General features: G+C 69.0%; 5 protein-coding genes. 3 read left to right on the top strand and 2 right to left on the bottom strand.

Annotated features, from left to right (window positions below):
• Positions 1–212: 212 nt before the first annotated feature.
• Positions 213–7787, bottom strand: coding sequence for a DUF7601 domain-containing protein (locus ACWKY3_RS07935; protein ID WP_449315880.1), 7575 nt, complete (start codon positions 7785–7787; stop codon positions 213–215).
• Between the two features lie 404 nt (positions 7788–8191).
• Between ACWKY3_RS07935 and moaA the strand changes: the two genes are divergently transcribed.
• Positions 8192–9205, top strand: coding sequence for a GTP 3',8-cyclase MoaA (gene moaA / locus ACWKY3_RS07930; protein ID WP_449315879.1), 1014 nt, complete (start codon positions 8192–8194; stop codon positions 9203–9205).
• A gap of 84 nt (positions 9206–9289) precedes the next feature.
• A complete protein-coding gene (moaC, locus tag ACWKY3_RS07925; protein WP_449315878.1) occupies positions 9290–9790 on the top strand; it encodes a cyclic pyranopterin monophosphate synthase MoaC in 501 nt (166 codons plus the stop codon).
• A gap of 159 nt (positions 9791–9949) precedes the next feature.
• Here moaC and ACWKY3_RS07920 read toward each other — a convergent pair whose 3' ends face one another.
• The gene (locus tag ACWKY3_RS07920; protein WP_449315877.1) at positions 9950–10732 is read right to left on the bottom strand and encodes a helix-turn-helix domain-containing protein; all 783 of its coding nucleotides are present in this window, start codon (positions 10730–10732) and stop codon (positions 9950–9952) included.
• Positions 10733–10984: 252 nt separating this feature from the next.
• On the opposite strand from ACWKY3_RS07920, the gene aguA reads away from it, so the two are divergent.
• Positions 10985–12103, top strand: a complete 1119-nt coding sequence (gene aguA, locus ACWKY3_RS07915; RefSeq protein ID WP_449315876.1) for an agmatine deiminase — start codon at positions 10985–10987, stop codon at positions 12101–12103.
• Positions 12104–12275: the final 172 nt, after the last annotated feature.

Below are 12275 nucleotides of genomic sequence, written 5' to 3'. Positions count from 1 at the left end.
CACCGCCCCGGTTCAACAGAGGCACTTTCCCACGTTTATCACAAAACGTGCCCTATGACATTCCGGAGGGCCGATCCGGCGCGCCGGCGGGCTGCGCGATTTCCGCGACCTGGGGTTTCTCCGGGCGCGAGGGGCGCGGAGGGCGGAAAAGCGGCCTCGCGCGTGCCACAGGGCGCGTTTTGTGACCAACTTGCGGACGGCCCCTCGCCGGATCACCGCCGGCGGGGCCGCGTCAGCGGTGGTTTGGCAGGCAGCGCGCTCCCGCGCCTCCGATGCCGGATTTGGTTGGCGGGGGAGGGGGCCGTTTGTCGGCGGCGGTTTCTTTTGGCGACGCACGCTGCGGCGGCGAGGGTTCCCAGGGCGGCGAGGGTCCCCAAGGCGGCGAGCGCGGCGGCCCTTGCTCCTATCGGGTCGCCGAGGGGCGCGAGGAGCGTCGCGCCGTCGGAGGCGCCGCCGGTGCCCCCGCTCCCGTCAGCGGAAGGCGGCTTGGGGCCGGACTCGGGCGTTGGGTCGGGTTCGGGCGTCGGCTCGGGTCCGGGTTCAGGCGTCGGTTCGGGTTCCGGTTCGGGTTCCGGCTCGGGTTCGGGCCCCGGGCCGGGGTCGGGCTGCGCGTAGCTGTTGTGGAACACCACGCGGTTTCGGAGGGCGTCCTCGCCGGATGGGTACTCCACGACAACGGCCATCCGGTGCCCGCCGTCCGCCGTCTCCTCCTGCACGACGTGCACGACGATGGTCTGCACGCGCGCGTCGTAGGTCATGCCGTCGAGCGTGGCCTGGGTGCCGTCCTCACTGTAGCGTGCGCCTTCGGGGATGATCTGCCGCACCTCGTAGGTGAACGTCTGGCCCGCCAGATCGTCGTCGTGCGCGATCTCGGCCGATCCGAACGTGAACAGCTCGCCTGCGTTGCCCGCCTCGGAAAGCTCGGGCCGCGGCGCGCTCTCGGCGTTGTCGCCTGCGGCCTTGATGCTGAACGTGAACAGCCCGTTTTCCAAAGGCCGCTTCCCGCTTTCGTCGGTGTAGTCCACCGCGCCGTCGAAGGAGGCGAACGCGGAATCCGCGTAGACGTTGCCGAATCGCGCGGCCAGGCCGCCTGCGTTCGCTCCTTCGGCGGGCTTGCCCGCGTCGTCGATGACGGCGGTGAGGGTGGGCGAGGCGGTAAGATGGCCTTGCCCGTCGGAGGTCACGGCCACCGTGAGCGTGTAGAGCGCGCTTGAGTAGTCGATGCCGACGGCCGCGTTGCCGCCCGCGTCCGCGGCTTGCTCGAACAGGACGTACTCGTAGGTGCCCGGCTCGGAGAACGCGATGTCGCCGAACGCCTTCTCCACGGCGCTGCCCGCGGCGACGGCCTTTTGCGCGGCCGCATCGAAGGCGCTCACGGAAACCGTGCTGGACGGCGGCAGCGGCGCGCCCGACGCGAGGGGCGCGCCCTCTGCGTCCACAGCGCGCGCGGTGCGCAGGGAAAACGCGAACTCGTCGCCCTCCTGCCAGTCGCGCCCGAAAAGCACCTTCTGCACGGTGAGGCCGGACAGCACGGCGGCCTTATCGTCGTAGCTGTTCTGGAACGTCGGCTTTCCGCTGACCGCGAACGCGAGCGCGCCCGTGCCGTCAGCGTCGGTGCCCACCACGTCCACGCGGTGCTGGCCGGTGTCGTAGGTCACGCCGCCTGCGGAAAATCCGTTCTCGGCCGTGGCGTTCTCGGGGATGCTCTCGCTCACGATGAACGACCGCCGCACCTCGCCGCCCAGCGGCACGCTCGCGCTCAAGCCGGGGAAGGCGACGGTGCCGTCCGCGGCGTTTCGGGCGACGATTTCCTGCCCGATGGGGGCCTCCGTGGCAGGGTCGATCTCCTGCGCGACGAATGCGAACGAGCCCGCTTCCAGCGCCGCTCCCGCGAGGCTCTTGCGCGCGGTGAGCGCGAAGGTGCCCGATGACGTGCGGTACTCGTTCACGAACGAGATGCCGGGCACGGGCTGGCCGTCCACCCGGTACGCGATGGACGAGACGGACAGCTGCCCGCGCGCGTCCTGCGCGACGGTGACGGTGGCCTCGAAGGCGCGCTCGTCGTAGGCGACGCCCGGCAGGGGTTCGGTGCCGTCGGGCACGTGCTCCCGCACCACATAGGCGTGGGTGCCCGGCTCGCTTATCTGCAGTCCGCGCAGCGTGAAACCGGTGGCCACGCCCGCACTTGCGGCGCGGTTTGCGGCCGTGATGGGGTTGCCGCCCGCATCGAGGGCGGGCGTGGCGCCGTCGGCCTCGTACAGCTGGAACGCGAACTCGCCGGCTGCCTCGTCGCGGCCGCGCAGCACCTCCGTGCCCGCAAGCTCGACGGCGGCGGGCGCGTATTCCTTGCGGTTGGTGAAGGTGGCGACGGCGGTTTCGTCGGCCGCGACGGTTCCTTGCGCGCCGACGGCCTCAACGGCGTACCCTTCGGCCGCAAGGCTTTGCTCGCTTACCGTGTAGGCGGTGTGCGCGGGCAGATTTTTGATGGCGAGCGTGGCAGGGGCGGGCAGCTCTGCGCGTGCGATGCCGTTCTCGAACGCGATGGTCTGCGGGACGGAGGATCCGTCCGGGCCTTCGAGCACGGCCTCGAACGTGCCCGTCAAAGGCGCGCCCTGCCCGTCTTGCGCGGCGATGGAGAACGTAAACGTGCGGCCCGCCGCAGCCTCGGCCTCGGCGGCGTTGCCGGCAACCTGCTTTGTGATGGCAAGGTTGCCAAACGCTTCCTTCACGTTGACGAAGTACACGCCTACGGCGGCATCGGGGACAAGCGTGCCTTCGTGCACGTGCCCCTCCCGCAAGCTGCCGCTCTGATCGCTGCCGGAGTAGATGGCGTAGCCGTCCGCGATGAGGGCCTCCGCGCCAATCTCGGTGACGGTGAACGCGGCGTCGGAATCCAGCCCTTCGATGAGCAGCCCCTCGTTGTGGCGCAGCTCCACCTCGGCGGTGCCCGCGGCGTTGGCTTCTACGTCGAGGTTGCTCGCGGTGCCCGTTGTGCTGTCGTCTGCGGTGCGCGCGCCTGCGTCGGGGCCTTTCGCGGTGTCGGGCGCGTCATTCGCATTCGCGCCGTCGTCTGCGGCGTGCGCGCCGGGGTTGCCTGCGTTCGCGCCGTCGTTCGCATCGGGCCTGTCCGCAGCGCCTGCGTCAGGGTTGTTCGCAGCGCCTGCGTCGGGGTCGTTCGCAGCGCCTGCAGCGCCGCTGTCGCCCGCATCCGCGTTTCCGCCCGCGCCCGCAGCGCCGCCGTCATCCGCGTTCGTGTTCCCGTCCGCAGCTGCCGCGCGGACGAACGTGACGCGTTCGGGCGCGGTGGAGCCGTCGGGCAGGTAGCGCACGGCGTTGAACGTGCGCTCCTGTTCCTCGGGCGCGCTGCCTGCGAACAGGCTCTCCACGTCCACGGCGAAGGTGTAGGCGGCCTGCTTGTCGCCCGCGTTGCCGCCCACGAGCTTTGCGATGCCCAGCGAGCCGGGCTGCTTCACGTTGGTGAAGCGCGCCGCAGCCGGCTCAGGGCCGATCACGCCCTCGGCGTTCTCCCGCTTCACGATGTAGTGGTCGTGTGCGTAGTCGGCCTCCTCGATGGCGTAGCGGGTGCCCTGCAAAAGCTTGCTTGCAAAAAGCGTCTGGCCGCCCTTCAGCGACACGGTGAAGCGCCCCTGCGCATCGAGTACGGCCTGGCCGGGGGCGACGCTGCCGTCCGTGTCGGCCACCGTGTAGTCCACGGTGCCGGAAAGGGGCGCGCCCGCGCCGTCTTCAAGCGTCACGGTGAAGTCGAACGCCTTGTCCGCGTCGGCCTGCGTGCCCGACACCTGCTTGGTAAGGGTGAGCGTGCCATAGAGCCAGCGCGCGTTCGCGAACGCGAGCGCGTCGGACTGCTCAGCCGCCTCGATGCGGCCCGTGCCATCGCTTTCCGCAGCCGCGCCGTTGTTCGTCGTTTTCGAGATGGTCGTCTCGTATCCGTCCGCATCGGTTTCCCGCGCGGCGTAGGCGGTGCCCACCGGCAGTCCGCTTACGGTGACGGACTGACCCGCCGCCAGCGCGATGGGCGTGCCGCCCTCCAGGGCAAGCTCGCCGTTCTCGTCGGCCGTGGCAACGCCGACGGCGCCCGCGCCGCCCGCGTTACCGCTTGCCGCCAGCGTGTAGGAAAAGTCGCCCGAAAGCGGGGCGCCGTCTGTGTCTGTGAGCCTCACCGCGAACGCGAAGGAACGTGCGGGATCGGCGCCGTTGCCCTCCACCTGCTTTGACAGCGTGAGCGTGCCTGCCTGCTTCGTGTTGGTGAACGCCGCCTCGGTGCGCGTATCGGCCGCGATGGAGCCGCTTGCCACGCTGCCGTCTGTGCGCTGGGCGTCGTCGGCGGGCGCGTCGGCGTTCGCGTGCGCCTCGCTGCCCGCGCTGCTGCTTGCGCGCTGGACACCGCCCGCGTTGCCGCCCGCCGCGCCTGCGCTTTCGCCTCCGCCTCCGCTCGCGCTCCCGTCCGCGCCTCCGCCTCCGCTCGTCCCCTCGCCGCCGTCTGCGTTCGCGTTTTCGCTTGCGTGTGCGCTCTCGTCGCCCGCTGCGCCTCCGCTTGCGTTCGCGCTCCCGCCCACATCCGTCCGCACGACAAACGACGGCTTGAAGCCGCTCGCTTCCGCGTCCAGCTCCTCCACGGCGAAGCGGGTGTTCTCGGGCAGGTCGGCCAGCGTGAGGGACTGCCCGCCCATGAGGCTTGCCTGCATGGACCCTTGCGCGTCAAGCGCCAAAAGCCCGCTTTCCGCGCCGCCTTCCCCCCGTGTTGCAACCGAGCCGGAAAGCGGCAAGCCCGCCTCGTCGGTCAGCGTGATGCGGAAGGCGAACTCCCGCGCGCGGTCGGCGGCGGTGACCTGCGACGCCTCTCCTCCCGCCGCCAGCTCCTTTAACACGGTGAGCGAGCCGGTCTTCTGCGCGGGCGCCAGCACGAGCGCGCCGTTGTTGCCGAGGCGCGCCGTGAGCAGCGTGCGGTCGGCCGGTTGGTACTCCAAGACGGAGACGGTTTTCACGTAGGGCGCGGTGGCGGTGGCGTTCGGGCGCTTCGCGTAGTCGGCCAGCACGGCCGACGCGTTGAACTTCGGCGTGCCCGCCAGCACGAAGTAGCTTCCCTGCGCGTCGGCGTGGAAATGGCGCGCCAGATCGTCGCCGGAAAACGGCACCTCGTAGGGGTAGAACGCGCGCATGGCCGCGGCGGGCGCGCCCGCCGTGCTGGACAACCCGCTTGCCGTGTAGTACGTGGCGGGGAAGTAGTAGGTCGCGCCCGTTTGCGGCGTCGAGGTCAGCGGCTCAAGCTGGCTTTCGGCGGGATGCCCGTCGGCGGGGGCCGCTTCGCCGGGCTTCAGCCGGTACAGCGGCGTGTCCTTCGTGAACGTGTAGTAGGAGTTCGCAACGTTCACCAGCGAGTTCATGGTCGATTCGGCCACGATGCCGCCCGCGCCCCCGCTTCCGCCCGCGCCGCCTTCGCGGAACGCGCCCGCGTACAGCACGAAGTTCCCGGAGGCGTCGGTGGGCGCGTCGTCGCCCAGCACCGCGCGCAGCTCTTCAGTGCTCACCTCCTCGCCCGCAGCCAGCCGGTCGGCAAGCGCGGCCACGTCGGCGCGCGGGCCCACCTCGTACACGAGGCGCAGCGGGTAGGTGGCAAGCGCGTTCTCGTCAAGCTCCATCTCCGCCCCTCCGTCGGCGCGCTCGGTCACGAACGCCTCGCGCGCGGGGATGCTGTCGGGCGGGATGCTGAACAACACGCGCTGGCCGCCGTCGTCAAGGCTCGTCTCCACCATGACCATGAAGTCGTATAAGGGCACGTCCGATCCGGTGTACTGGTTCTCCAGGTTCCCAATGTAGAAGAAGGTTTGGCACACGGCCGCCGCCCCGGTCGCGCGGGCGGCCTCGAGGCGCTGCCGCGTGGTGGCGTCCACGCCTTCGGCTGTCTGCCACTTCCCGGTTTCCGCTGCGGCCAGCTCCTCGTCTCCGGCGAATCGGTACGCCGCGCCTTCGCCCGCCGTCAATTGGTGGTCGGCGTCCACGTAGTAGGCCGCGTAGTTGGAGAAGCTTCCGTCGGCCGACCACGCCGTCTGCCCCGCATCGGCCGCATCGGAGATGAGCGAGTACGCCGACCACCAGTCCATGCCGTAGCGCAGCTGCAAAAACGAGAGCACCTGCGAAAGCTGCTCGTTGGCCTCGAGGTCCCATGGGCTGGCGAGCGCGGTCACGGCCGCCTGGGCGGCCTTCGAGCCGTCGAGCAGCCGCCCGTTAAACAAGATGCCCTCCACACGCTTCACGTCCATGAACGCGCCCAGGTCGTCCTCCATGTTGAAGCGGTCGGCAGGGTCTTCGGGCGCCGCGGCGTTCTGGTTGACGGGGGAGTGGTACTCGATGCCAAGGACGACGTCGACGGCTGCGGCGAAGGCGCCGGCGAGCGCGGAGGCGTCAAGCGCGGAAAACGAACGGTCCACGGCGCGCAGCGCGTAGTCGTCCTGTGCGCTGACCAGCCCGTTCATCGGATGAGGGAAGACGACGTCGCGCTCGCGCAAACCGCCCGGCCCCGCGGAGAGAAGCGGCAGAGCGACGCTTTCCTCGCCCCGGGCGGCGGCCTCGGCGTAAAGCGCGCGGGCCTCCTCGATGTTCTCCCGCAAATCCACGGTCGCGCCGCCTGCGGTTGCGGGCAGCTCCATGGACGCCTGCACGCCGGCCGTCTCCAGCACGTAGGCGTCGATGCCCGACGTGCGAAATCCCACGGTGCAAAACTCCAGGGCCTGGCCGGAAGGCCGGTAGGCGTCGTTCACGCGCGCGGTTTCGTTTTGCATGGTCAGCAGCTCGGCCAGCGCTGTGTCGGTTCCGGAGCCTGTGTAGTGCAGGTCGCTGGGAAACGCGCCCAAAAACCCGTTCGCCTCGGGATCGTCGGCGGAGAACGGGGGAGGGTCGGCGATGTCCGTGTTGGCCGTGGGCGGGGTGGAGGTGCCCATGAACACAAGCTCGGGTGCGCGCGGGCTGTCGGCGCTGGAAAGCGCGGCGGCCTGCTCCAGCATGTCGCCGGCCGCGTGGAGGCCCCGCTGGGGGTAGGAGTAGTTGTCGAAGCGCCCGTTTGCGGTTGCCGCGCTCCCGTCCCGGGCAGTGGCAACCGCGGCCAGCCCGCTGCCGCCGCCGGGCAGGCTGCGGGAGAACGCCACATAGCGGCCCTGGTCGTCTGGCTCGTAGGAGGCAAGCGGCAGCATGACCACAGCGTCAAGGCTGTAGCCGATCACGGCCACGCGGTTCTCGCCGTTTTTCGCGGGCGTGCCCATGAGGCGGCCGATGGCGGCGTTGAGCGCGTCGGCAAGGTACTCGGCGTAGGCACGCCCGTCGTAGGTGAACGTGCCGAGCGTGGCGTTCAGGCTGATCACAAACACGGTGTCGTGTGGGTCAACCTGCTCGGCGCGCACGGTGGAGGCGGCCGACATGGTGGAGAGGCCCACGAGGAAGTCCTGGTCGGGGTTGTCGAGCGCGACGTTCGGGATGCCCGCCGCCTCGGCGTCGGCGGCGCTTGCGTACACCGACTTGTCCACCCACAGGCGCCCGGACTCCTCCGTGGAGTAGGAGGGCCCGCCTGCGGCGTCCTGCAGGTCGAAAAGGTCCGCCCAGTCACCGGCGGTGGAGGGGTCGGCCGTCTTGGCAAGGGGCCGGGCGGCTTTGACGGCGCCGTCGGGCGTGCCCGCGTCGGCCGTCGGCGCCGCCAGCGCGGCGGCGGGAAGGATCGTGGCCGCCAGCAGCGCGGCGCAGGCGGCGCGCGCTATCTTCGCAAGGGGAGTTCTCATGGTGCCTCGATTCAGCGGCCCTTCAGGGGCGCGGCAAGGGAAGGGTTTCGACCAGTGTAGCAAGCGTTTCGCTGCGGGTTCGTTTCCGAAACCGTCCCGACACCTCGCGTTGCGCAACCGTTGCCCTTGCCGCCGTCTGGCCTGATGCGCCGCCCGCCCGCGCCCGCGCATGTCGTCCGCCCGGCCGCGCCCGCACCCGCCGCCCCGCCCGGTCGTTCGCGCCGCCCGCCCGCACCCGCCGCCCCGCCCGCACCGTCCGCGCCCGCGCATGTTGTCCGCCCACCCGCGCCCTCCGTCTGCCCGCCCGGCGCCTTCCGCCCCTTCTCCGACGTCCCGGATATCCGCGGCGCGCGCAGCGGATTTTGCGTTACCATATCCTCGGACGAGAAGGGAGACGGCCCCCTATGAAGGACAAGCATGGTCGAACCATCGACTATCTGAGGATATCGCTGACGGATCGATGCAATTTCCGATGCATCTACTGCATGCCGGAAGAGGGCGTGGAATCGCTTCGGCACGAGGACGTTCTGCGCATCGAGGAGATAGAGCGCGTGGTGCGCGTGGCCGCCGGCATGGGCGTGAGAAGCGTGCGGCTCACGGGCGGCGAGCCGCTTGTGCGCAAGGGCGTGGTGGACCTCGTGCGCGCCGTGGCTGCGACGCCGGGCATCCGCAACGTGTCCATGACCACCAACGGCGTGCTGCTGCCGCAGATGGCCGACGAGCTCAAGCGAGCCGGCCTTTCGCGTGTGAACATCTCGCTCGACACCCTCGATCCCGCGCAGTTCCGGCAGATCACGCGGCGCGGGGAGCTTTCGCAGACGCTCGCGGGCATGGAGGCGGCGCTTGCGGCGGGGTTCAACCCGGTGAAGGTCAACGCGGTGGTGGTGCGCCGTCTGGAGCAGGACGTGCTGGCGTTCGCGAAGCTCTCCATCGACCGCCCGCTGCACGTGCGGTTCATCGAGTACATGCCGGTGGGGGAGAGCGCGGGGCTTGACGGATGCGGCTGGGGTCCGGAGGACGTGGTGCCCAGCGAGGAGCTGCTCGGCATCGTGAACGAGCGGGCCCGCGAGCAGGGGCTGCCCGAGCTTGTGCCCGCCGGCGACGACCGCCCGATCGGCTGGGGACCGGCGCGGTACTTCGAGTTTCCCGGTGCGCAGGGCACGGTGGGTTTTATCAGCCCGCTGTCGCGTCATTTCTGCGGCGAGTGCAACCGCCTGCGCCTCACTGCCGACGGCAAGCTGCGCCCGTGTTTGTTCTCCGATGACGAGTACGACGTGCGCGCGGCGCTGCGCGGGGCTTCGGGCGAAGAGGCGGACGCGGCCGTGCGCGCCGTGTTCGCCGAAGCGCTGGGCGCCAAGCCGGACGATCATCACGACAAAGTGGGAACCGAGCGCGGCATGTCCCAGATCGGAGGATAGCGGCTTCGGCGGTCCGCCGGCTGCCAAAGCCGCCCGACGCTGCGGACGGCTGCCAGTTTTCCATCGTTGGAAAGGAAAGACATCATGACCGACCAGCTTACGCATATCGACGAGAAGGGGGACGTGCGCATGGTGGACGTGTCGGCCAAACCCGACACAGAGCGCGTCGCCGTGGCGGAGGGTTTCATCTCCATGAAGCCCGAGACGCTTGCGCTCATCGTTGACGGCACCGCCGCGAAAGGCGACGTGCTGGCTTGCGCGCGCGTGGCCGGCGTGATGGCGGCCAAGCGCACAAGCGACCTCATCCCCATGTGCCATCCGCTCAACATCACCAAGGCCAAGGTGGACTGCGCGCCTGCGGCCGCAGGTGCGCGCGCGGACGGCCGCGTGGGCGTTCACGTGACGGTCACCTGCGGCGTCACCGGCAAGACGGGCATAGAGATGGAGGCCCTCACCGCCGCGAGCGTGGCGTGCCTTACGATCTACGACATGTGCAAAGCGGTCGATCGCGGCATGGAGATCACCGACGTGCGCCTGCTCAAGAAGGACGGCGGCAAGACCGGCCTCTGGCAGCGCCAGCCCTGACGTCGCCGGCCCCTGCAGCGCCGCCGCCCTCCGCCGAACCGCCGGCGGCAGGGTCCGTGCCAACGCTGACGGGGGGCGGATGCGGCCGACTCCCCGTGTCGGAGGCGGTTTGACGGAAGGCCCCCTGCCCGTTGCCGATCCCTTATCTGCTTTGGCGCGCTACTCCGTGTCCACCACGATGGCCGCGTCGCGGTAGAGCGCGGCCATGAGCTGGTGGCGGCTCGACACGCCCAGCTTGTGATAGACGCTCTTCACGTGCTTTTTCACCGTGTTCTCCGAAATGAACAGCCGAAGGCCTATCTGCTGGTTGCTCATCCCCTCGGCAATAAGCGCGACGATCTCCTGCTCGCGTTCGGTAAGCTCGGGCCGCCCCGCCGCAGGCCGCCCCGTCGCGTCGCGGCGCAACCCTCCCGGGTGCGCGCGGGCGAGCAGGGCCGACAGATGGCGGTTCAGCACGGCCAGGCATTCCAGCTCGTCCTCGGCGAAGTCGGCCGCGTCCCGCTCGCGGAACAGCGTGACCGATCCGTAGATCGTCCCGTTCGCCACCTGGGTGCTTCCCATGCTGAAATGGATGTTCATCGGCCGCATCCATTCCCGGTACAGCACCGACCTCTCGCGCGCCTCGTCGCTCACGAGCGTGGAGTCGCGGTACACCACGGGTTCGTCGCCCGAGAACAGCCAGGCCACGTAGTCGACGGGCTCGTAGGTGCGGTAGTAGCTCAGAAGCTCGTCGTCGGTCATGTCCACCGACACCGGATCGAAGAACACGTAGCGGCCGCTTTCGCTGCAGTCGCACAGGTCGAAGAACCCTTTCGCGTAGGGAACAAGCTCCTTGAAGCCGGCCATGAAGCGTTTTCGCAGCTCGAAAACGTCGTTTATCGCGTACAGATCGAACAGGAGGTCGTCGATCCTCCTCCATGCGCCATCGCTCAGCTCAACCATAGGCCAGCCGCCCTCCCTTGTCGAAGCTTTGCCGCGACCGGCTCCATTGTACCGTAAACAGCCTGCCTTTTCGGGTACCTCCGGGGTACCTGAAAGGGTACCTTCGGGGTACCTGGAAGGGCGCTCTGGCGCGCACGGGTGATCTTCCAGCGCCCCGCCTGCGGGTACTGACCTGCCGCGCCGCATGAGCGTACGATGCGGCCATGAGGCCAGACGAACCGATCTGGGCCAACCGACCGTAAGGAGCGCATCATGAGGATCATCACCGACAGCACGCCCAAAAAAGACGGTTTCCGCATGCCCGCGGAGTTCGAGCCGCGCAAGCAGGACTTCCTCATCTGGCCCGAGCGCCAAGACACCTGGCGCAACGGCGGCAAGCCCGCCCAGGCCGTGCTCGTGGAAGTGGCGAAGGAGATCGTCAAGCACGAGCCGCTCACGGTGTTCTGCTCCGCGTCCCAGTACGAGAACGCCCGCGCCCGCCTGCCGCACGAGGTGCGCGTGGTGGAGATGACCATCGACGACGCGTGGGCACAGGACAAAGGCCCGTTCTACGTCATCAACGACAAGGGCGAGATGCGTGGCGTGACCTGGGGATGGAACGCGTACGGCGGGTTTGAGGGGGGTCTGTACTTCCCGTGGAAGCGCGACCAGGAGTTCGCCACGAAGCTGCTCGACCTCGAGAACTACGACGCCTACGACGCAACGAACATGGTGTTCGAGGGCGGCGCCATGCAGATCGACGGCGAGGGCACCCTCATCGTCACCGAGAACAGCGTGCTCAATCACAACCGCAACCCGCACCTCACCAAAGAAGAGGTGGAGAACTACTTCAAGGAGTACATGAACCTCGAGAAGGTCATCTGGCTTGAGGACGGCATGGCCTTCGACGAGACGGACGGCCATATCGACGACGTGTGTTTCTTCGTGCGCCCCGGCGTGATCGCGCTGTCGTGGACCGACGACGAGTCCAATCCGCAATACCCCAACCTCAAGGCCGCCTACGACGTGCTGTCCGAGGCCACCGACGCCAAGGGCCGCAAGCTTGAGATCCACAAGATTCCCATCCCCGAGATCATGCACATCTCCGAGGAGGAGAGCGCGGGCGTGGACATCTGCAAGGACGCCGCCTCGCGCGAGGGCGGGCTTCCGCTGGCCGTCACGTACATCAACAGCTACTTCGTGAACGGCGGGCTTCTGGTGCCCCAGTTCGGCGACCCGATGGACCAGGTGGCATGCGATATGTTCGCCGAGCTCATGCCCGAGCGCGAGATCATCAAGATCTACACGCGCGAGTGGTCGCTGTGCGGCGGCAACATCCACTGCATGGCGCTGCAGCAGCCCGACGCGGCGGCCATCGCCGCCAAGGCGTAACTTTGCGTTTCCGACATCGTCCGCATTCGGAGGCAGGCTGCGGGATCGCGGTCTGCCTCCTTGAAGCCAAGGAGGCTCCATGGCTGCGAAAGACTTCATCGACACCAACGACTTCACCAAGGAGGAGCTGCTCGACATGGTGGAGCTGGCCCGCTCCATGAAGGCGATGATC

The sequence above is a fragment of the Rubneribacter sp. genome (assembly GCF_965361815.1).
Note: the sequence above shows the minus strand (reverse complement) of the source record. Positions and strands in the feature narration are given on the sequence as shown.